General features: G+C 64.8%; 17 protein-coding genes. 10 read left to right on the top strand and 7 right to left on the bottom strand.

Annotated features, from left to right (window positions below; genetic code table 11):
- Position 1 precedes the first annotated feature (1 nt).
- From lptA to SR858_RS23910, 3 genes are read right to left on the bottom strand one after another with little or no spacing between them, the layout of a single operon-like run.
- Entirely contained in the window at positions 2-604 is a 603-nt protein-coding gene (gene lptA / locus SR858_RS23900) for a lipopolysaccharide transport periplasmic protein LptA (RefSeq protein WP_019923407.1), read from the bottom strand.
- A 9-nt stretch (positions 605-613) separates the two neighbouring features.
- Positions 614-1216, bottom strand: a complete 603-nt coding sequence (gene lptC, locus SR858_RS23905; RefSeq protein ID WP_026637565.1) for an LPS export ABC transporter periplasmic protein LptC — start codon at positions 1214-1216, stop codon at positions 614-616.
- The gene (locus SR858_RS23910) at positions 1216-2214 is read right to left on the bottom strand and encodes a KpsF/GutQ family sugar-phosphate isomerase (protein WP_019923409.1); all 999 of its coding nucleotides are present in this window, start codon (positions 2212-2214) and stop codon (positions 1216-1218) included. The genes lptC and SR858_RS23910 overlap by 1 nt, the downstream gene beginning before the upstream one ends.
- Before the next feature lie 126 nt (positions 2215-2340).
- On the opposite strand from SR858_RS23910, the gene SR858_RS23915 reads away from it, so the two are divergent.
- The 4 genes from SR858_RS23915 to SR858_RS23930 all read left to right on the top strand — a co-directional run bounded on the left by SR858_RS23915 (position 2341) and on the right by SR858_RS23930 (position 5612).
- A complete protein-coding gene (locus SR858_RS23915) occupies positions 2341-4323 on the top strand; it encodes a monovalent cation:proton antiporter family protein (RefSeq protein ID WP_019923410.1) in 1983 nt (660 codons plus the stop codon).
- A gap of 37 nt (positions 4324-4360) precedes the next feature.
- Positions 4361-5014 (top strand): 5,6-dimethylbenzimidazole synthase, encoded by a 654-nt coding sequence (gene bluB, locus SR858_RS23920; protein WP_019923411.1) that lies wholly within the window; start codon positions 4361-4363, stop codon positions 5012-5014.
- A gap of 90 nt (positions 5015-5104) precedes the next feature.
- On the top strand, positions 5105-5368 hold the full coding sequence (locus SR858_RS23925; RefSeq protein ID WP_019923412.1) for a hypothetical protein: 264 nt from the start codon (positions 5105-5107) through the stop codon (positions 5366-5368).
- On the top strand, positions 5319-5612 hold the full coding sequence (locus SR858_RS23930; protein WP_322534055.1) for a PBECR2 nuclease fold domain-containing protein: 294 nt from the start codon (positions 5319-5321) through the stop codon (positions 5610-5612). Before SR858_RS23925 ends, SR858_RS23930 begins: the two co-directional genes overlap by 50 nt.
- Before the next feature lie 205 nt (positions 5613-5817).
- Here SR858_RS23930 and SR858_RS23935 read toward each other — a convergent pair whose 3' ends face one another.
- The 3 genes from SR858_RS23935 to SR858_RS23945 form a co-directional block, all read right to left on the bottom strand.
- Positions 5818-7008 (bottom strand): GGDEF domain-containing protein, encoded by a 1191-nt coding sequence (locus tag SR858_RS23935; protein WP_019923414.1) that lies wholly within the window; start codon positions 7006-7008, stop codon positions 5818-5820.
- Positions 7009-7100: 92 nt separating this feature from the next.
- Entirely contained in the window at positions 7101-7958 is an 858-nt protein-coding gene (locus SR858_RS23940) for an MOSC domain-containing protein (protein ID WP_019923415.1), read from the bottom strand.
- A gap of 99 nt (positions 7959-8057) precedes the next feature.
- Positions 8058-10016, bottom strand: coding sequence for an NYN domain-containing protein (locus SR858_RS23945; protein ID WP_019923416.1), 1959 nt, complete (start codon positions 10014-10016; stop codon positions 8058-8060).
- A 261-nt stretch (positions 10017-10277) separates the two neighbouring features.
- Here SR858_RS23945 and SR858_RS23950 point away from each other — a divergent pair, with 261 nt between their 5' ends.
- The 3 genes from SR858_RS23950 (at position 10278) to SR858_RS23960 (ending at position 12844) form a co-directional block, all read left to right on the top strand.
- On the top strand, positions 10278-11900 hold the full coding sequence (locus SR858_RS23950; protein ID WP_019923417.1) for an ABC-F family ATP-binding cassette domain-containing protein: 1623 nt from the start codon (positions 10278-10280) through the stop codon (positions 11898-11900).
- A 76-nt stretch (positions 11901-11976) separates the two neighbouring features.
- Positions 11977-12453: a carboxymuconolactone decarboxylase family protein gene (locus tag SR858_RS23955; protein WP_019923418.1), complete on the top strand. Its 477-nt coding sequence runs from the start codon at positions 11977-11979 to the stop codon at positions 12451-12453.
- Between the two features lie 19 nt (positions 12454-12472).
- On the top strand, positions 12473-12844 hold the full coding sequence (locus SR858_RS23960; protein ID WP_019923419.1) for a MerR family transcriptional regulator: 372 nt from the start codon (positions 12473-12475) through the stop codon (positions 12842-12844).
- 64 nt (positions 12845-12908) lie between these two features.
- Here the strand turns inward: SR858_RS23960 and ychF are convergent, their stop codons facing one another.
- Positions 12909-14000: a redox-regulated ATPase YchF gene (gene ychF, locus SR858_RS23965; protein WP_019923420.1), complete on the bottom strand. Its 1092-nt coding sequence runs from the start codon at positions 13998-14000 to the stop codon at positions 12909-12911.
- A 261-nt stretch (positions 14001-14261) separates the two neighbouring features.
- Between ychF and SR858_RS23970 the strand changes: the two genes are divergently transcribed.
- The 3 genes from SR858_RS23970 to SR858_RS23980 all read left to right on the top strand — a co-directional run bounded on the left by SR858_RS23970 (position 14262) and on the right by SR858_RS23980 (position 19796).
- Positions 14262-14951 (top strand): glycine zipper 2TM domain-containing protein, encoded by a 690-nt coding sequence (locus SR858_RS23970; protein ID WP_019923421.1) that lies wholly within the window; start codon positions 14262-14264, stop codon positions 14949-14951.
- A gap of 100 nt (positions 14952-15051) precedes the next feature.
- The gene (locus SR858_RS23975) at positions 15052-18381 is read left to right on the top strand and encodes a DUF2339 domain-containing protein (RefSeq protein ID WP_040378004.1); all 3330 of its coding nucleotides are present in this window, start codon (positions 15052-15054) and stop codon (positions 18379-18381) included.
- The gene (locus SR858_RS23980) at positions 18378-19796 is read left to right on the top strand and encodes a DUF3999 family protein (protein WP_019923424.1); all 1419 of its coding nucleotides are present in this window, start codon (positions 18378-18380) and stop codon (positions 19794-19796) included. Before SR858_RS23975 ends, SR858_RS23980 begins: the two co-directional genes overlap by 4 nt.
- Positions 19797-19891 lie beyond the last annotated feature (95 nt).

Consider the following 19891-nt stretch of genomic DNA (forward strand, 5'->3'; position numbering starts at 1 on the left):
GTCATTTCCCCGCAGGCTGGGTGGCCGGCACCGGCTGCGCCGGCGCGATCGGCGGGCGCTTGGACGATGGCTGGATCACCATGGTGCCGCGGCCGGCGCCCGGTTTGCTCTCGCCGCTGCTGCTGTTCTTCACCGCGAACACTTCGCGGCGGCTGTCGTAGGATATGAACTCGCCATCGACCTGGCTGGTGACCTTGCCCGACTCGAGCTGCTTGATGCGGCCCTTGGAGATCAGCTTGACCAGCTCGGTCTTGTCGTCGTATTCGATGCGGTCGGCCTGGCCTTCCACCCACTTGTCGGTCTCGCCGTCGAGTTTCTGGCGGAACGTGGCCTGCACGCCGGGCGTGCCGGTGAGCACCACGAACTGGTAGCCCTCGGGGTCTTGCGTGACCACCGCCTTCGGCGAGGTCATGCGGATGGTGCCGCGCGTGAGGATGACATTGCCGGTGAAGGTCTTGATCTGCTTGACGTCATCGGAGTCGGCCTGGTCGAACGACACTTCGATCGGCTTGTTGGAGTCGGCTTTTTCGGCGCGCGCCGGAATGGTCAGTGCCGCCAGCAGCAGTGCTGCCGACCAGAAGGTGTGCTTGGTGATTGCTCTCATAATCTTCCTTTAGCGTGCCGCATGCGGCGGCACGGTGATCTTGCCGCGTCCGCCCAATTGGGTTTGCAGCGTTGCGTTGTTGGCGGTCATGCCGACACCCGTGGCCACCGTCTTGCCCAGGTGCAGTTCGACCGGTGCGACGGTTTCCATCCGTTGCTCGTCCGGGAACACGGTGAGCGTGGACGTGGTCAGGCTCATGGCCTGGCTTTTGCCACTGGCCGGGCGTACCACGCTGACGTTGCCGTCGAGCTTGACGCGCGAGTTGTCCTGATCGACGCGGGCGGTGTCGCCGCGCACCGTCATTGGCGGATGCTCGGCCGACAAGGTGTTGATATAGGGCTTGATGATGTCGGACGCTTCTTCGGCCGGCAGGTGGGTGAGCTTGTCGCCGGAAATGATATAGGCCGGCTTGCCGTCCTTGGTCATGCGCACCACGCTGAACCGGTCGATGATGTAATCGGGCTCGTTGCGGAACTTGTCCTGCGCCGTATCCTGGTTCGATTCGTTAATCAACTGCACCATCCAGCCGGTACCGACGGCCACGAATACGCCGATGACGACCATCCAGGTGAGCGACCAGCGGTGGGCGGTTCTTTTACGTACGTTAGGCATCAGATCACCTTGGCGCGTGTGAGGTCGTGGATGTGCAGCGCGCCGACCAGCTTGCCATCGGCGTCGGCCACCAGCACTTGGTTGATGCGGAACTGTTCCATGATTGCGACCGCATCGACCGCCAGCTGTTCCGGCGCGATGCTGCGCGGGTTGGCGTGCATGACGTCGCGGATCAGGACCTGGGTGAAGTCCTGCACCTTGTCGATCATGCGGCGCAGGTCGCCGTCGGTAAATACGCCGATCGGTCTGTCCTCGGCATCGACCACGGCGGTCATGCCCATGCCTTTTTTGGTCATTTCAAGCAGCGCGTCGGTGAGCTTGACGTCGGCACGCACCTTGGGCACATCGGCGCCGCTGCGCATGACGTCGCGCACGTGGGTGAGCAGGCGCCGGCCCAGCGCCCCGCCCGGATGCGACCGGGCAAAATCTTCTTCCCTGAAACCGCGCAGATCGAGCAAGGCCACTGCCAGCGCGTCGCCCAGCGCCAGCGTGACGGTGGTGGACGTGGTGGGCGCCAGGTTCATCGGGCACGCTTCCTTGGCCACCGCTACATTGAGGTGGACGTCGGCGATGCTGGCCAGGCTGGAGCCTGGTTTACCGGTGATGGCAATGACCTTGCTGCCCATGCGCTTGACCACCGGCAGGATGGTCATCAGCTCGGTACTTTCGCCCGAGTACGAAATGGCAATGAAAGCGTCGTCAGCAGTAACCATGCCGAGGTCGCCGTGCGCAGCCTCGGCCGGATGTACGAACATGGCGGGGGTGCCGGTGGAGGCGAACGTGGCTGCCATCTTGCGAGCGATGTGGCCGGACTTGCCGATACCGGACACCACCACCCTGCCCTTGCAATTAAACAACAGTTCAATCGCTTTGACGACGGTATGGTCGTCACCCAGGCGCAGCTCCAGCGCAGTAATGGCAGCAGCCTCGTTTTGCAACGTTTCACGGGCGAGCCGCAGCGCATGCGCCGCCATTTTTGCGTCAAAAGCTTTCAGCATTGTTTTTTCATGGGTTACACTCATACCCAAGTATAGCCGAATTAAGAAAGCAAAAAACTTGCCAGTCGAAACATTGTGCCTGCGTGGGGCGAAACCACTGAATAAAAAACTGACGGCTACGGCAACATGACGTTTTCCCCGCTCGAACTGACCCTGGTGTTGTTAGGCAGCGCCGTGCTGGGCGTGGTGGCCTTCCGCATGATGCATTTGCCGCCCATGCTCGGCTACCTGGCCGTCGGCATCCTGATCGGCCCCCACGCGCTCGGCTGGGCCATGGAAAGCGAAGCCACCCACGGCCTGGCCGAGTTCGGCGTGGTATTCCTGATGTTCTCGATCGGGCTCGAATTCTCGCTGCCCAAGCTGCTGGCGATGCGCGGCATCGTGTTCGGCCTCGGGCTGGCGCAGGTGGCGTTTACCATCATTGCCACCTTGCTGTTCGGCTGGCTCATCGCCAGCCAGCTACCGGCCCATTTGCAGATCAGCTGGCAAGGCGCGTTTGCACTCGGCGGCGCGCTGGCCATGTCGTCCACCGCCATCGTGGTCAAGATGCTGACCGAGCGGCTCGAGCTCGAGAGCGAGCATGGCCGCAAGATCATCGGCATTTTGCTGTTCCAGGATCTGGCCGTGGTGCCGCTGCTGATCATGATCCCGTCGCTGGGCCAGCGCCCGGACGCGCTGGCGGAAACCCTGGCCTGGGCCGGTGTCAAGGCCGTGATCGTATTGACCCTGCTGCTGTTCGTCGGCCACCGCCTGATGCGCGGCTGGTTTACCATCGTGGTCAAGCGCCGCTCGCAGGAACTGTTCATGCTCAACCTGCTCCTGATCACGCTGGGCGCGGCATGGATCACCGAACAGGCCGGGCTGTCGCTGGCGCTCGGGGCGTTTGTCGCTGGCATGCTGATTTCCGAGACCGAGTACAAGCACCAGGTGGAAGAAGACATCAAGCCGTTCCGCGACGTGCTGCTGGGACTGTTCTTCATCACGGTGGGCATGCTGCTCAACCTGCGCATGGTGATCGACAACTGGTGGCTGGTGCTGATCCTGCTGATCGGGCCGGTGCTGGTGAAGTTTGCCCTGATCGCCGCGCTGGCCAAGCTGTTCGGCTCGAGCGATGGCGTGTCGATCCGCACCGGCCTGGCGCTGGCGCAGGCCGGCGAATTCGGCTTCGTGCTGCTCAACCTCGCCAGCGGCAACAAGCTGATCGATCCGTTCATCACCCAGGTGGTGCTGGCCTCGATGGTGCTGTCGATGCTGGTGGCGCCGCTGATCATCGCCAAGTCCGACCAGATCGTCATGAAGCTGGCCAGCAACGACTGGATGATGCAGTCGCTGGCGCTGACCAAGATCGCCAGCCGCACCATGTCCACCAACAAGCACGTGATCCTGGCCGGGTTCGGCCGCAGCGGCCAGAGCCTGGCTACCCTGCTGTCCGAAGAGAAAATCGACTACCACGCGCTCGACCTCGACCCCGAGCGGGTGCAGGTGGCGCAGGCGGCCGGCCTGCAAGTGTCGTACGGCGACGCCGCGCGGCGCGAAAGCCTGGTCGCGGCCGGTATCTACCGCGCCAGCGCGGTGGTGATCACCTACGCCAGCACACCGTCGGCATTGAAGGTGCTGCACCAGGTGCATTTGCTGGCGCCGAATTTGCCGGTACTGGTACGCTCGCACGACGACACCGACCTCGACGCCCTGAAAGCGGCCGGCGCGGCCGAAGTGGTGCCGGAACTGATGGAAGGCAGCCTGATGCTGGCCTCGCACACCTTGGTGATGCTGGGCGTGCCGCTGCGCAAGGTCGTGCACCGCGTGCAGGCCGCGCGCGAAGCGCGCTATGCGTCGCTGCGCGGCTTCTTCCACGGCTTTTCCGACGTCGGCGAAGACGCTGACCTCGACCGCCTACACCCGGTCACCCTGGCCGACAACACGCCCAGCGTGGGCAGGCAGCTGGGCCAGTGCCTGCTGGCCGACAGCGGCGCCGTGGTTGCCAGCCTGCGTCGCGGCAAGCAGGTAATCGACTTCGGTCCCGAGACCGTGCTGGCCGCCGGCGACGTGGTCGTGCTGCGCGGCGCGGCCGACGCCGTGGCGCGCGCCGAGAATTTGCTGCTGCGCTGATCCGGCGCGGCAGTTGCACCAACTTAGCAAGGCAGTCATGTCCGCAGGTTTTACCCCGCAAGAAATCGACACCGTCTATCGCGTCATCCAGGAGCGGCGCGACGTGCGCCACTTCGTTCCCGGCCCGGTGGACGAAGCGGTGATCGCGCGCCTGCTGCACGCGGCGCACCAAGCGCCCAGCGTCGGCTATATGCAGCCGTGGCGCTTCATCCGCATCGCCAGTCCCGCCGTGCGCAGCGCCATCATCGACCTGGTGGAAGCCGAACGGCTCAACACGGCCGCAGCGCTGGGCGCACGCGGCGCCGAATTCATGCGGCTAAAAGTGGAAGGCATCCGCGAGTGCGGCGCGCTGTTCGTGGTGGCGCTGGCCGACGGCCGCGAAGCGCACGTGTTCGGCCGCCGCACGCTGCCCGAGATGGACCTGGCGTCGGTCGCCTGCGCGATCCAGAACATGTGGCTCGCTTCGCGCGCCGAGGGACTGGGCATGGGCTGGGTATCGCTGTTCGACCCGGAACAACTGGCGCAACTGCTGGCCATGCCCGACGGCGCGCGGCCGGTGGCCGTGCTGTGCCTGGGGCACGTGGCGCAATTCTATCCACGGCCGATGCTGGAAATGGAGGGGTGGGATACGCGCCGTGCGCTGGATTCGCTGGTGGCGGTAAATACGTGGTCCAACACCGCCGGAAAGTAGGCGTCTGAACCAAGTCATGCTTGGCAGGTCTAAACAATGACCTCGCCTATCTGCGAGTGAACATTCCAATGCGTTATGCATGGAGCTCGCATGAAGGAAAAGAAGCAGCAAAAGACCAACTGGAAAAATATTGGCCAGCCCGACTTGCGCCATCTCGACAGGTCGAAACGACTTCCCGACCAGCCCCTGGTGCGAACCGTAGATTCAGCCGATGCTGCCATGATCATCCTGGAACAACATCTGGGATTTATCGACGCAGGCATCACCCAAGTGGAAATCATCACGCCGATGGACGTGGTTGTCATTGAGCGAGCCAATCTACGGCACATCGTCGAAACGTCAGGATGCACGTGAGCGCTATGTCAGGCACGCTCTTGCAACGATCCGAGATCCCTACGAAATATGGATTGTCGAATACGAAGACGAGAATGGCAAGGAAGAACTGCGCCATGTCTATATCGGCGCCTTCCAAGGTAAGCAACATATGCTGGTGGTGTTCATCGACACGACCGGCCGGGTACTCTGGAATTTCATGCACGGCGATGGCAAGGCGCTCAACAAACATCGACATGGCGAATGTATTTACATTCGCCCGTAAAAGCAAAAGGCAAGCTGTGCGCTTGCCTTCGCTAGCTTGTTGTTAACCCTGTACAGCACAGGAGCAGAGGTCTCACACGACACAAATTCCGGGGTACTTGCGGTGTCCCTCGACTGGCTATTGCCGCCCCGGGGCAGTCAGTCTCGCGCTCTACGCGTAAATTGTACTCCACATCGCACGTGGCGACACAAACCCGAAATAAAAATCACGCCGCCGGCGCGCTGCTGACCACGCGGTTGCGCCCGGCCTCTTTGGCTGCGTACAGGCGCAGGTCGGCAGCGGCGACCCAGGCGCGGGCGATGGCGACCGGGTCGCCTTCGGCGTCGCCCGGATGCAGGGCTGCCACGCCGATCGACACCGTCACCGACACTTGCAGCTCGGGCGTAAGGGCGATCATGGTGGCAGCCACGCCGGCGCGGATGCGCTCGGCAACGAAGGCGGCGCTGTCGAGCGGCGCATCGATCAGCAGCACCACGAATTCCTCGCCGCCGAAGCGCGCCAGCGCATCCGAGGCGCGCAGCTCGTTCTTGATGCGGCTGGCGACTTCGCGCAGCACTTCGTCGCCGCCGCCGTGGCCCACGGTGTCGTTGACGCGCTTGAAGTGATCGACGTCGATGTACATGAACGAGATCGGATACGCCTGGCGGCGGGCGCGGGCGATTTCTTCCAGCAGGCGGCGGTCGATGTAGCGGCGGTTGTAGACGCCGGTGAGCGAGTCGGTCAGACCGATGTACTTGAGCATCTCGTTACTGATGACGTTTTCCAGGCAGATGGCAACGATCGACGCCATGTGCTCGACGAAATCGGTGCCCAGGCTGGGCGTGAAACGGGTGGGGTCGCGGCTGGCCAGGTTGAGGCTGCCGATGATGCGCTTGTTGCGCAGCAGCGGTACCAGCGCCACGCTTTGCAGCCCCGTTGTCGCGTTGGGAAAGGCGGCACCGTGACGGTGCGCATCGAACATACCCAGCAGCGGCTTGGGCGGCGGCGAGGTCGCGGTGCGCTCGGACAGGTCGAAGCCGAGCGCATCGAGCGCTTCCACGAAAATCAGGTCGGGAAAATCCTCGAACACCACGTCGAGCTTGAGCATGACGGTGCGGATATCTTCACCCTCGTCCAGCAGCGTGAGGGTAACCGCGTCGAGCTCGGAAATGACCGGCAACACGCTGAGGATGGTGCCGACCAGATCGGGGAAGTTGCCGGCGCTGACGATGTTCAGGTCGAACGCCTGGTGGCGCGTCATGATCGAGTGATTGCGTTCAGCCTGCTCCAGCAGATAGGCCATGCGGGCGCGGAGAGCCTGGTTTTCGGCGGCCAGCTTGTTGACCAGTTCAGCGTCTTGCGCCGCGTAGTCCGTATCCTTGCTCGGCGCCAACTTGCCGGTTGCAGTCTGCGTCATAAATAATTCCTTGCTCTTCACCCAATATCTGGTCTTGCATAACCTTACGCCAAGTTATGCCGCTTGGGAATGCCCCGCCGGCCGGAAGTGCATTAAAACGCCAGCGCAACCGCGATTTCCTGGCCCACCCGCACGATACGGCCATCACCGGCGGTAACGATGGCGTTCATACCGAAACACAACGCACCATCGAGCTCGGGTTTCGCGCGGTAGCTTTGCAGGATTTCCAGCGGATCGGGACCGAACTCGCCGGTGGCCTGGTCCACCGATGGCATCGGGCAACGCGGGCACGGCTTGACGGGTTTTAATTCGACCTCGCCGATCTGGAAGGCGTCGGTGTAGTCTTCCTCGAACGCTTCGATGCCGGCGATCACCACGTTCGGCCGGAAGCGGTTCATCGGCAGCGCCGCGCGGCCGGCGCCGCGCAGTTTGTCGTTGAGGTCATCCAGCGAGCCCTGGCCGATGACCAGGATCGGGAAACCATCGGAAAACAGCGTGGTGGCGGCAACGTCGCCGGTCCACTTCTGGCTGACCACCCGCACGGCGCCGGCATGGAACCGTACCAGCCGGCAAGGCACGCCCAGCGCTGCGCTGAACCATGCGGCTGTAGCGTCGTCGCAGTCATAGGCGCGCAGGCTGTCATCCCAGATGTGCACGCGGCGCGTGGGCGCCGACTGCGCATCGGGCCGCGCCAGCGCCAATTCCAGCGACGGCATGCCAGGGAAGGCCAGCGCCAGCGTGTCGGCGTGCAAGGTGGGGGTGATCAGCGCCATGCGCGGAAAATCACGTTGCGTCATGTAGCCGCCGTTGGCATCGACCACCATCCATTCGCGGTCGACGATTTTTGCATCGGCAGTGGCCAGGCCGGCCGTGGTCAGCAACGCTTGCGGCAGCGACAGGCCGGCGCAGGATTTGATCGGGTAGAGGACGAGTTCTGACAGGATGGGCATGGCACACACGGAAAGCGGCGCGACCAGCGCGCGGTTAGTCGGATTGCAATCTTGCGATATTGATTCACAACGGGGGCGCGTGGCGGCGCCCCCGGGGTATTACTCTTCCGTGGCTGGCGCCTTGGAAGCTTTCGGCGCCCGTGGTGCCTTGGGCGCCCGTGGCTGCTTCGGAGCCTTGGCGGCCGGGCTTGCGTTGCCGGCGGCTGCTGCTCCCGCAGTTGCTTCGGCTGCAATGGCGGCCGGCTGGGCAACCGCTGCTGCTGCGCCATTCGCGCGTTCGGCGGCCGGCTTGGCTTTCGGCTTGGCTTTTGGCTTTGCCGGACGGGCCGGCCTGGCGTTGGCGCCGGCACCGCCTGTTTCGGCTGTCGGTGCAACTGGCGTGTCCGCTTGGGCGACGCCCGGCGTGGCTTCCTGCCCCGCTGGTGTAACCACCTGGGCGGCGACCGGCGCAGCTTTCTGCGCAGCTGGCGCAACCACTTGGGCGGCGACCGGCGCGGCTGGCGTGTTCGCCACACCCTGCTCGGCCTGCGCTGCCGGTGTGTTCGCCATAGCTTGCTCGGTATGCACTGCCGGCGCCTTGGCAGCCGCTTTTACCTTGCGTGCCGGTGGTTTGGCGCCGCTTTTCTTTTTGGCTGGGGCCTGTGGCTGAACCTGGCCTGGTCCTTCGCCGCTGACAACGGGCGCATCATGCACCACTGGCAACGCCACTGCTGCTTCCAGCACGACCGGCGCGGCGACTTGCACTTCTACCTCGCCAGCCTGGTGACGCGGCTGGTCGGGCTGGTTGCGTTGGCCACCGCCGTTGCGGTCATTGCGATCGCCTCGGTCATTGCGGTTGTTGCGGTCGCGGCCACCACGGTTGCGATTGCGGTTGCCATCGCGGTCGTTGCTGGCTGCCGGTGCAGCAGCGGTGCCGGCATTGGCAGCCGCTTGCGCAGCATCGGCCAGTTCTGCCAGTGGTTCGGCAGGCACGATGGCGTCGGTTTCCGGCGTGGTGTCGATGGCAATCGCGATTGCGCCCTGGTTGTTGTCGGCAGGGCCTGGACGGGCCTGGCCCTGGCGGCCATGGCGCTCGGCCTGTCGTTCGGCAAAGCGTTCGGCGGCCGTGCGGCCACGGTTGCGGCTGCGGCGCGATTCGTTGCCCTGCTCCGGCGCGTCGTTGCCGCCGTTCTCGTTCTGGCCGTTGTGGCTGTTCTCGCCGGACTGGCCTTCCGCGCGCGCCTGGGCCGAGCTGTTTTGCGCGCCGCTGCTGCGATAGACGTAGGCGCCCGACTTTTCGTCGCGGCCGAATTCCAGCAGGCCGCGCGCCTTGCATTCCTCGATCAGGTTGCCGAAGGTGCGGAAGCCGTAGTAGGACTCGCTGAAGTCCGGCTTGCGGCGCTTGATCGCTTCCTTCAGTACCGAGGCCCAGATCTTGCCGCTGTCGCCACGCTCGAGTACCAGGGCTTCGAAGGTGTTGACGGCGATTTCCACGGCCTGGTCGCGGCGTTTTTCCATTTCGTCGCGGCGGGCGTTTTCTTCTTCGGGCGAGCGCTTGACGGCAGGCTTGGCCTCGCCTGCATCGCGGCGGGCGCGGCGGCTCTCGCGCACCAGGTCATCATAGAAAATGAATTCGTCGCAGTTGGCCACCAGCAGGTCGGACGTCGATTGCTTGACGCCCACGCCGATCACCTTCTTGGCGTTCTCGCGCAGCTTGGAGACCAGCGGCGAAAAGTCGGAGTCGCCCGAGATGATGACGAAGGTATCCACGTGCGACTTGGTGTAGCACAGGTCGAGCGCATCGACCACCATGCGGATGTCGGCCGAGTTCTTGCCGGACTGGCGCACGTGCGGGATTTCGATCAGCTCGAAGTTGGCCTCGTGCATGGGCGCCTTGAAGCCCTTGTAGCGATCCCAGTCGCAATACGCTTTCTTGACCACGATGCTGCCCTTGAGCAGCAGACGTTCCAGCACCGGCTTGATGTCGAACTTGTCGTAGTTGGCGTCGCGCACACCGAGCGCGACGTTTTCAAAATCGCAGAACAGCGCCATGCTGACGTTATCGTTGGAAGATGCCATGAGGAATATTTTCTAGTGAAGAGGGGGTGCGGGGGAACAAACGCGTGGTCCGGCGGTCGGCTAATCCGACGATTATACCCAACAACGCCGTGCCCTCCTGTACTGATCCATGGACTGATCCATCCCCTGATCTATAATGGCCGTTCTTTCCAAGTACCGAGGTAGTCGTCCAATGCGCCATTGATGCCGCCGTCTTCTTGACGGCCAGTCTCCACTGCTCCCCTTTCCACCGGGAGTTCCTGGCATCTATTGGAGTGACGTATGACGCAACTTTCGACCCCGCACATCACGCTCGATGGCGTGACGTACAGCCTGCCCGACGGCAGCATGCTGTTTTCCGATCTGCATGAACAATTCGACCAGCAGGCCACCGGCCTGGTCGGGCGCAACGGCGCCGGCAAGACCGTGCTCGCGCGCATCCTGGCCGGCCAGCTGGCGCCCGCCTCCGGACGCTGCGTGCGCCACGGTTCCGTGTATTACCTGGCCCAGCAGGTGGCCCCCGCGCCCGGCGCCACCATCGCCGACCTGGCAGGCGTGCGGGCAGAACTCGACGCCCTGGCCCGTATCGAGGCCGGCAGCGTGGCAATGGAAGACTTCGACCTGGTGGGCGACCGCTGGGATTTGCCGCAGTTGCTGCAACAGGAACTCGAACGCAACGACCTGGGCCGCCACGACGCCAACACCCCGGCAAGCGCCCTGAGCGGTGGTGAAGCGATGCGCGTGGCCCTGGCCGGCGCCATGGTTTCCGGCGCCGATTTCCTGATCCTCGACGAACCGAGCAACCATCTGGACCGCCACCACCGGCAAGCGCTGATCGCCCAATTGCAGCGCTGGCCGCGCGGCCTGCTGGTAATCAGCCACGACCGCCAGTTGCTCGATACCATGGCGCGCATCGTCGAGCTGTCGCCGCAGGGCTTGCGCAGCTATGGCGGCAACTACAGTTTTTATGCCGCCGCCCGCGCGCAGGAACGCCAAAGCGCACTCGACCAGCTCGACCAGTGCAAGCTCGAACGCCAGCGCGAGGAACAAGCAATGCGCACCCAGCGCGAACGCCAGGACCAGCGCCAGGCCAGGGGCGCGCGCCAGGGCAAGCAAGCCAACCAGGCCAGGATCCTGCTGGGCCGGCAGAAGGAGCGCAGCGAAAGCTCGGCCGGCAAACTGCGCCAGCAACAGGATGCCGCGCGTGAGCAACTATCGGCACAGGTGCGCGCTGCCGCGCAGCAGGTGCGGGACGAGGCTGAAATCGTGCTGCATGCGCTGCCGGCAGTGCGCGGGGCGCGGCGGTGCGTGGCGCAGCTCGACGCGGTGGCGCTGCCATGCGTGCCGGCAGCCACGCGCCACATCACGCTCGGCTTGAACGCCGGGCAGCGCGTGGGCGTGATCGGCCCCAACGGCTGCGGCAAGTCAACCCTGCTGAAAGTGCTGGCGGGCCGCATCGCCGCGCTGGCAGGCAGTTGCCAGGTGACCGATGCGGGCGTGTACCTCGATCAGCGCCTGGCCGATCTCGATCCGGCGCGCACCGTGCTCGAACACCTGATGGCAGCCAATCGCACCGTGGCGCAAGGCACCTTGCGCACCTGGCTGGCCCAGCTGGGGCTCGGTGCGCAAAAAATCAATGCCCCCAGCGGCATGCTCAGCGGCGGCGAGCGCCTGAAGGCGGCGCTGGCCTGCGTGCTGTACGCCGATCCAACGGCACAACTGCTGCTGCTCGACGAACCCGGCAACCACCTCGACCTGCCGTCGCTGCAGGCGCTGGAAACCATGCTGCGCAGCTACCGGGGCGCGCTGGTGGTGGTGTCGCACGACGATGCGTTCCTGGACAACTTGGCGCTGACCGACCGGCTGTCGGCCGGCGAACATGGATGGCGGCTCGATCCATGGTGAGCGCTTGACTTGGAGTGCGCTCGAAGTATTAGCCTTGGGTTGAGAGCTTTCTCATCGACCAACCAGGAGCATACCCATGGCACTCATGACCACGCTGTTTCCGAAAACCCTGCTGCTGGCCGGCATCGTCTCCACGACTGCCGCCAGCGCCCAGGAGCAACGCGATGAACGCCGCGTGCGCGGCGAACACACCATTGCCGCCATCACCGGCAGCGCAGGCACGACAGTGGTGGACTCGTTGCGCGACCTGTCGCCCGAGCTGGGCCACTGGATTGTCGATTTTGCCTATGGCGACGTGTTCTCGCGCCCTGTCCTGTCGCTGCGTACGCGCGAACTTGCCACCATTTCCGCCCTGACCGCGCTGGGCAATGCGCAGGCACAACTGAAGGTCCATATCGAAGGCGCGCTCAACGTCGGCTGCACGCCGGAAGAGATCATCGAAGTCATCATCCAGATTGCCGTGTACGCCGGCTTTCCCAGTGCCCTGAACGGCATCGGCGCCGCACGCGAGGTGTTCGAGAAGCGCGGGGTTAAAATCGCTGCAGCAAAATGACATCCACCAGGAGCGCCCCATGGCATCCCACCTCAGCATCGACGAAGTCGCCAGGCGCACCGGGCTGACCGCCCACACGCTGCGCTATTACGAACGGATCGGACTGATCGCCCCGGTGGGCCGCGCCGAGGGGGGCCAGCGGCGCTATGCGGCGGCAGACCTGGCATGGATCGACTTCCTGCTGCGGCTGCGCACCACGCGCATGCCGATCAGCCGGATGAAAGCGTTCGCCACCCTGCGCGCAGCAGGCGACAACACGGTGCCGGACCGGCGGCGGATGCTGGAAACGCACTTGCAGGACGTGCTGGCAGAGATGGACGCGATGCGCCTGTCGGTGCAGGCGTTGGAGGAGAAGATCGGGTATTACCGGGCAGTGGAACGTTCGAAATAGCAATGACAGATACAAAAAAGCCCCGCATCAGCAGGGCTCCTCGGTTTCGATCAGTTCCGTTCGATCAGACGTTGAACAGGAAGTTCAGTACATCGCCATCCTTGACCACGTATTCCTTGCCCTCGGCACGCATCTTGCCCGCTTCCTTGGCGCCGGCTTCACCCTTGTACTGGATGTAGTCGTCGTAGGCGATGGTTTGCGCGCGGATGAAGCCGCGTTCGAAGTCGGTGTGGATCACGCCGGCCGCTTGTGGGGCGGTGTCGCCCACGCGGATGGTCCAGGCGCGCACTTCCTTCACACCGGCGGTGAAGTAGGTTTGCAGGCCCAGCAGGTTGTAGGCGGCGCGGATCAGGCGGTCGAGGCCCGGCTCTTCCATGCCCATGTCGGCCAGGAACTCGGTCTTGTCGGCGTCGTCGAGGTCGGCGATTTCCGCTTCGATCGAGGCGCAGATGGCGACGATCGGGGCGTTCTGGGTTTTCGCGTAGGCGGTCAGCTGGTCGAGCAGCGGGTTGTTGGTGAAGCCGCTGTCGGACACGTTGGCCACGTACATGGCCGGCTTGGCGGTGATCAGGCACAAAGGCTTGATCAGGGCCATTTCGTCGGCATCGAGACCCATCGCGCGCACCGGCTTGGCTTCGTTCAGGTGCGGCACGATGCGCTCCATGATGGCCAGCAGCTTGGCGGCGTCCTTGTCGCCCGAGCGCGATTTCTTGTTTTCGCGGTGGATGGCTTTTTCCACGGTGCCCAGGTCGGCCAGCGCCAGCTCGGTCTGGATGACTTCGATATCGTCCAGCGGGCTGACCTTGCCGGAAACGTGGATCACGTTGTCGTCTTCGAAACAGCGCACCACGTTGACGATGGCGTCGGTTTCTCGGATGTGCGAGAGGAACTGGTTGCCCAGGCCCTCGCCCTGCGAGGCGCCAGCCACCAGGCCGGCGATGTCGACGAATTCGACGATGGCGTTGACCATGCGTTCCGGCTTGACGATCTCGGCCAGCGCAGCCATGCGCGGATCGGGCACTTCCACCACGCCGACGTTCGGCTCGATGGTGCAGAACGGGTAGTTTTCGGCCGGGATGCCCGCTTTGGTCAGGGCGTTGAACAGGGTGGACTTGCCGACGTTAGGCAGGCCGACGATGCCGCATTGGAGACTCATGGAAAACCTTTAATAATCATAGCGCCGGCAAGCGGCTGGTGAAAAACGGCCTGAATGGCGTTTTTTAAGTTCAAGGGGTCTATTGTACCTCCCCCGCCTCCCACGTTCAAAAAAACCGCGCCCGCCGCACGGTCGAACTCATGCTTTTTGGGAACAATTGCTTACATTTGATACGAATTCCGGGTCATACCAATGGCGCCGGTGCGCGTTAGTTGTGTGTACAGTGTCTACGTCAGGCAATCACTCAGGAAAGGTCTTACCATGAATAACAATACCAACAAATCCTCGCTGCACCCGATGGTTCTCGCCGCCGCCGGCGCAGTCGTCCTGGTCAGCGGTGTCGGCGTGGCCGCCATGATGGGCTGGCTGCCGTCCTCCAACAGCCAGACCCCGGAGGTGCCGCTGGCTGCCAATGTTCCTCCCGTTATCGAGCAACAGGCTGCCGCAACGCCGCCCGTACCGGCTCCGATCGCAGCGCCGGTGGTGGCGCCAGCGCGTGAAACCGTGCGCGAGCCGGTCCGTGAACCAGTGCGCCAGGCCGAGCGCGAACCCGTGCGCGAAAAGCCACCGGTGGTCAAGCATACCCCTGCTCCCGAGAAAGCGGCCCCGGCCGTCTGCAACAGCTGCGGCGTGATCGAATCGATCACCTCGGTGGACCAGCGCGCCGAAGGCAGCGGCGTGGGTGCGGTCGGCGGCGCCCTGCTGGGCGGCTTGCTGGGCAACCAGGTGGGCGACGGCAACGGCCGCAAGCTCGCGACCGTGGCTGGCGCCATCGGTGGCGCGGTGGCCGGCAACCAGGTCGAAGGCCGGGTGAAAGGCACCCGTACCTATACCATCGCGGTACGCCTCGAGAACGGCAAGACCCAAAACATCATCCAGACCGAGCAACCGAATTGGCGTGAAGGCGACCGCGTGCGCATCGTCAACGGCAATCTGCGCGCCGACGGCTAAGCGAAAAGGACGTTTCGTCGCAGAAAACAATACCTCAATTCTTTCCGCATGGACAGTCTTGCATTTGTGATACTTTGCAAGGCTATCCTGCGGAGGCTCCATGGAATTTGTGCTGCTTGTTTTTGGCCTGGTGACGTTCAATATCGCCTGGCGCGCGCGCGGCGAAACGCGCTACTTGCGCAAGCTGATCGATGAATTGCGCGCGGAGGTCATTGCCTTGCGCGGCAACCACCTCCCTGTTCAGCAACCGGCCACGGCGCCGCCGGAGGCGGTGGTAGCGCCACCGGCGCCACGCCAGTCACAACCCTCGGCGGTGCCAGTGCCTGTACCTGCGTCGGTGCCGGCAACTGCGCCAGCGTCGGCTACAGCGCCGACATCACCACCGCCCGCTTCACCGCCGGCCACCGAGCCTGTACCAATACTGGCGCCGGTTGCAGCACAGGTCGCAGTACCTTTACCGATACCTGTGCCGGCATCAGCGGCACGCCCCGTGCCAGCCCCGGCTACCGCCGCGCGGTCCACCATCGCACCGACTGCATCTCCTCCCGTCTTCGTCCCACCTGCTGCGCGCGCCCCGCAACCGGCACCGCAATGGCTGGTGACCGCCAAAGCCTGGCTGTTCGGCGGCAACCTCGTGGCCAAGCTCGGCCTGCTGATCCTGTTCATCGGCGTCAGCTTCCTGCTCAAATACACGGCAGCGCGCGTCACGCTGCCGATCGAACTACGCCTGGCCGCCATCGTGCTGGCCGACCTGGCGGTGCTGACCTGGGGCTGGCGCATCCGCATCAAACGGCCGGCGATCAGCCTGCCGGTCCAGGGCGCGGCGCTGGCGGTGCTGATGCTGGTCACCTTCGGCGCCTTCCGCGTTTATCACCTGATTCCCGCCGCCATGGCCTTTGCGCTGCTGCTGGTGTTGACCGTGTTCACCTGCCTGCTGGCGGTATTGCAAAACGCCATGTGGCTGGCCATCTTCGGCATCGCCGGCGGCTTTGCCACGCCGATCCTGGCGTCCAGCGGCGGCGGCAGCCATATCGGCCTGTTTTCCTACTATGCGCTGCTTAATGGCGGCGTGCTGGCCCTGGCGCTGTCGCGGTCGTGGCGGCCGCTCAATCTGCTCGGCTTTGCCTTTACCTTCAGCATCGCCACCGCCTGGGGCGTGCTGCGCTACACGCCAGAGAACTACGTGTCGGTGCAGTTGTTCCTGCTGCTGTTCTTCGCCTTCTACGTGTCGATCCCGCTGGCGTATGCGCGCCAGCAGTCGGTGCGGCTCAAGCACTACGTGGACGGCACGCTGGTGTTCGGCACGCCGATGCTGGCCTTCGGCTTGCAGTTCAGCCTGGTAAGCGGCTTCGACTTCGGCGTCGCCTATTCCGCCCTGGCGCTGGGCTTGTTCTACGTGGCGCTGGCGACCGCGCTGCGCTGCCAGCAGCACGCGCAGCGCTATGCCTTGCTGGCCGATTCCTTCCTGGCGCTGGGCATCGTGTTCGGCACCCTGGCTATTCCGTTCGCGCTCGACGGCCGCTGGACGTCGGCCGCCTGGGCGCTGGAAGGCGCCGGCATCGTCTGGATCGGCTTGCGCCAGCAACAAAAGCTGGCGTGGATGTTCGGGCTGCTGGTGCAGGCAGGCGCCTGGATATCGTTCCTCGGTTCGGCCATGGGCCTCTCGCCGGTCGATGCGCTCGACGCCAACCTGTGGCTCGGCTTCCTGCTGCTGGCGGTCTCCGCTTTCCTGATGGCCACCCGTTTCCGCGCCCACATGGCCGCCGAGGACAACGACAGTTTCGCCTTGCTGGCCGGGGTGTTCCTGGTATTTGCCACGGGCTGGCTGGTGGCGGGCGCCTGGACTGAAATCCTGCTGCGGGTGGTGGAAAACCGCCAGGGCACGCTGCTGGTCGGCAGCGCCATGATCGCTGTAATTGGCCTGTACCTCGTTGCCCGCAAGATGGCCTGGCCGCTGGCTGGCGGTATCGCGCTGGCGGTGCAGGCAGTAGCGGGGTTCAAGCTGCTGCAACTGGCGGTTTCCGGCTGGTATGGCAGCGGCGCCGCGCCATCGCTGCTCGAGCGCCCCCTGCTTGGCGCCCTGATGATCGTCGGCGCGGCGCTGTTCAGCAGCTGGGCGCTGTGGCGCCGTCGCGAGGCAAGCACCAGCACGACCGACCTCACCACGATTTACCGGCTGACGCTGACTTGGTCGGCCCTGTGGTGGTTCTGCCTGGCGGCGCCGAACCTGGCAAGCTGGCTGGCCGGCCACTATGCCGGCCTGTTCCCCCAACGGTATCCGACCGACGAGGGACTCGATGCCAGTTTGCAGCTGTGCGCTTACAGCTTGCTGCTGGCGTGCACTGCGCTGGCGGCGGTCCGGTTTGCGCACCGCCTGCGCTGGCCGTCCCTGCGGTGGTTCGCTGCGCCTGTGTGGCTGGCGCTCACCGGCGCCACGTTGCTGATGCTGGTGGACCTGTACGACAATGCATCACGCCTGCCCCGCGTCGAAACCTGGATCGCTTTTGCCGCACTGTGGCTGGCCGGCGAGTGGCTGCTGGTGGCGTGGCCGCGTCAAGGCTGGGCAATGCGCCCGTTGGCGCTGCGCGTGCTCCACATCGTGCGCACCGCAGGTCCGTGGTTGATGATCTGGCCGGTCGTCGCCCACCTGATTGGCCGGTGGCTGGCTGGCGCCGGCGGCGAGGCCTTGATTGCCGACTGGGGCACCAGCGCCAGTTGGGCACGCTTCGTGCCGTCGTGGCTGATGATGGCGGCCATCGCCTGGCTGATGCAACGCAGCCGCCAGGACGCCTGGCCGGTGGCGCCGATCGCGCCTTGGTACCGCAGCCGCCTGATCCCGGCCGGATGCGCCTGGTCGGCGTTGCTGGTCGCCGCGTGGAACCTGACGCAGGATGGCGCCATGGCGCCGCTGCCCTACCTGCCGCTGCTCAATCCGCTCGACCTCAGTACCTGCTTCGCCTTGCTGTTGCTGCTGGCCTGCCACCGCCTGCAAGCGCCGCCCACGCGTGGTCCGGCGGGCTGGCCGGCCGGCTGGATGGCGCCGCTGCCGCTGGTCGTTGCCCTGCTCGGCTACGCCTGGTTCAACCTGGCGCTGCTGCGCACGGTATCGCACTACCTGGCGGTGCCGTACGAGTTCGCCAGCATGTTCGCGTCGCAGTTCGTGCAGGCGATGCTGTCGCTGGTATGGAGCGTGACCGCGCTGCTGCTGATGCGCTACGCGGCACGGCGCGCCATGCGCCCGGTCTGGATCATCGGCGCAGCGCTGCTGGGGATGGTGGTGGCCAAGCTGTTCCTGGTGGACTTGTCCAATATCGGCGGCGTGGAGCGCATCGTCTCGTTCCTCGGCGTGGGTGCGCTGATGGTGGGCATCGGCTACCTGGCGCCTTTCCCCCAGTCCGAACCAGCCGAACCACAGGCGCAGACCGCATGAAAACATTCCTGATCGGCGCCGCCTGCCTGGCCAGCGCCCTTGCCATGGCCACCAGTGAACCCGCAAGCGACAGGCCCGGCAATTACACGCACCTGCTGCCGCTGGCCTTCAGCGCAAAGCAGGGCGTGCTGCAGCTGCGCCTGCCACGCGATGTGTATCTGCATGCGCGCTCTCCTCTGCTCGACGATGTGCGCGTGTTCGACGCCAACGGCGTACCGCAACCGTTCGCGTTGCAGGAACCGGTGGCGGCAGACAACATCGGCCACAAGGACTTGCCGCTGACGATCTTTCCGCTGATGGCGGCGGCAGGTAGCCAGTCGTCGCAGCTCGACCTCGATGTCAGCACCGCGCCCGATGGCCGGCTGCTGTCGGTCAAGGTGCGTCCTGAGCAAGGCGGCCAGGAAGCTGCGGCCGAATCCACGCGCCTGACGGGGTTGATACTCGATCTCGGCAAGCCGCGCGCGGCGCAGGAGACAACACCAGCAATCGATGCGCTGCGCTTCACCTTGCCGCCGGACCAACGTGACTACAGCGCCCAGGTCTGGCTGGAAACAAGCAACGACTTGAAGCGCTGGGATGCCGTTGGCGCAGCCGAGCTGAACTGGCTGGTCAACCAGGATCAGCAAACCCTGGCCAACGACCGGCTGACCTTTGAAGCCAGACCATTCCGCTACGCGCGCCTGACCTGGCGCAGCGGCACGCCGTTGCTCTTCTCCGCCATCGTGGCCGAACAGCCGGTGCGCACCAGCACCGCCCTGCCGAATGAGCAATTGCTGCTGCAGCCCGGCACCGGCGACCGGCCGCAAGACCTGGTGTACGCCATGCCGCCAGCTATTGCGCCTGCCACCATCGGCGTGCAGTTCAGCGAGACCAATATCGCACTGCCCGCGCAACTGGGCGTGTACTACAGCGTGCCCACGCGCCAGGCCGGCGCAGCCACCCGCCGCTTCGCGCCCATCGTCAACACCACTTTTTATCGCATCACGCAGGATGGCCAGGCGCGCAGCTCGGGCGACCTGGCCGTGACGCCAATGCACGCGCCGCACTGGGTGCTGCGCACCGAGGCGGCAGTGACAGTCAAGCCGGTATTGAAGGTGGGCTGGCAACCGGCCACGCTGGTATTCCTGGCCAGCGGCAACGCGCCGTACACGCTGGCGGTGGGACACGACCGCGCGCCCGCCACCAGCCGTCCTTTGGCACAGGTGGCGCCGGGTTTCAGTGACCTGGAATTGCGCCAGCTCGGCCAAGCTACCGCCGGGCCGGCCATCGCGCAGCAAGGCGCGGCGGCGGTGCCGCCAGACGACGATGCCGGCGCACGCAATCGGCTGCTGGTGTTGTGGGGGACGCTGTTGCTGGGGACCGGCATATTGGCGGCCATGGTCTGGTGCCTGCTGCGCCAGAAACCTCAACCCTGAAAAACCTCCATAGCGGCGTTGCAGCGCCTCGCCGTACAGTCGTACTGTCTTCGTCGCTGCGCCTTGCTCTGGAGGTTTTTGCCAAACGCAGTAGC

The sequence above is a fragment of the Duganella zoogloeoides genome (assembly GCF_034479515.1).
In the GTDB taxonomy this organism is placed as follows: domain Bacteria; phylum Pseudomonadota; class Gammaproteobacteria; order Burkholderiales; family Burkholderiaceae_D; genus Rugamonas; species Rugamonas zoogloeoides.

Excerpts from the sequence above, each read along its gene's own strand:
- lptA (WP_019923407.1), bottom strand. The coding sequence starts at position 604 with ATGAGAGCAATCACCAAGCACACCTTCTGGTCGGCAGCACTGCTGCTG.
- lptC (WP_026637565.1), bottom strand. The coding sequence starts at position 1,216 with ATGCCTAACGTACGTAAAAGAACCGCCCACCGCTGGTCGCTCACCTGG.
- SR858_RS23910 (WP_019923409.1), bottom strand. The coding sequence starts at position 2,214 with ATGCTGAAAGCTTTTGACGCAAAAATGGCGGCGCATGCGCTGCGGCTC.
- SR858_RS23915 (WP_019923410.1), top strand. The coding sequence starts at position 2,341 with ATGACGTTTTCCCCGCTCGAACTGACCCTGGTGTTGTTAGGCAGCGCC.
- bluB (WP_019923411.1), top strand. The coding sequence starts at position 4,361 with ATGTCCGCAGGTTTTACCCCGCAAGAAATCGACACCGTCTATCGCGTC.
- SR858_RS23925 (WP_019923412.1), top strand. The coding sequence starts at position 5,105 with ATGAAGGAAAAGAAGCAGCAAAAGACCAACTGGAAAAATATTGGCCAG.
- SR858_RS23935 (WP_019923414.1), bottom strand. The coding sequence starts at position 7,008 with ATGACGCAGACTGCAACCGGCAAGTTGGCGCCGAGCAAGGATACGGAC.
- SR858_RS23940 (WP_019923415.1), bottom strand. The coding sequence starts at position 7,958 with ATGCCCATCCTGTCAGAACTCGTCCTCTACCCGATCAAATCCTGCGCC.
- SR858_RS23945 (WP_019923416.1), bottom strand. The coding sequence starts at position 10,016 with ATGGCATCTTCCAACGATAACGTCAGCATGGCGCTGTTCTGCGATTTT.
- SR858_RS23950 (WP_019923417.1), top strand. The coding sequence starts at position 10,278 with ATGACGCAACTTTCGACCCCGCACATCACGCTCGATGGCGTGACGTAC.
- SR858_RS23955 (WP_019923418.1), top strand. The coding sequence starts at position 11,977 with ATGGCACTCATGACCACGCTGTTTCCGAAAACCCTGCTGCTGGCCGGC.
- SR858_RS23960 (WP_019923419.1), top strand. The coding sequence starts at position 12,473 with ATGGCATCCCACCTCAGCATCGACGAAGTCGCCAGGCGCACCGGGCTG.
- ychF (WP_019923420.1), bottom strand. The coding sequence starts at position 14,000 with ATGAGTCTCCAATGCGGCATCGTCGGCCTGCCTAACGTCGGCAAGTCC.
- SR858_RS23970 (WP_019923421.1), top strand. The coding sequence starts at position 14,262 with ATGAATAACAATACCAACAAATCCTCGCTGCACCCGATGGTTCTCGCC.
- SR858_RS23975 (WP_040378004.1), top strand. The coding sequence starts at position 15,052 with ATGGAATTTGTGCTGCTTGTTTTTGGCCTGGTGACGTTCAATATCGCC.
- SR858_RS23980 (WP_019923424.1), top strand. The coding sequence starts at position 18,378 with ATGAAAACATTCCTGATCGGCGCCGCCTGCCTGGCCAGCGCCCTTGCC.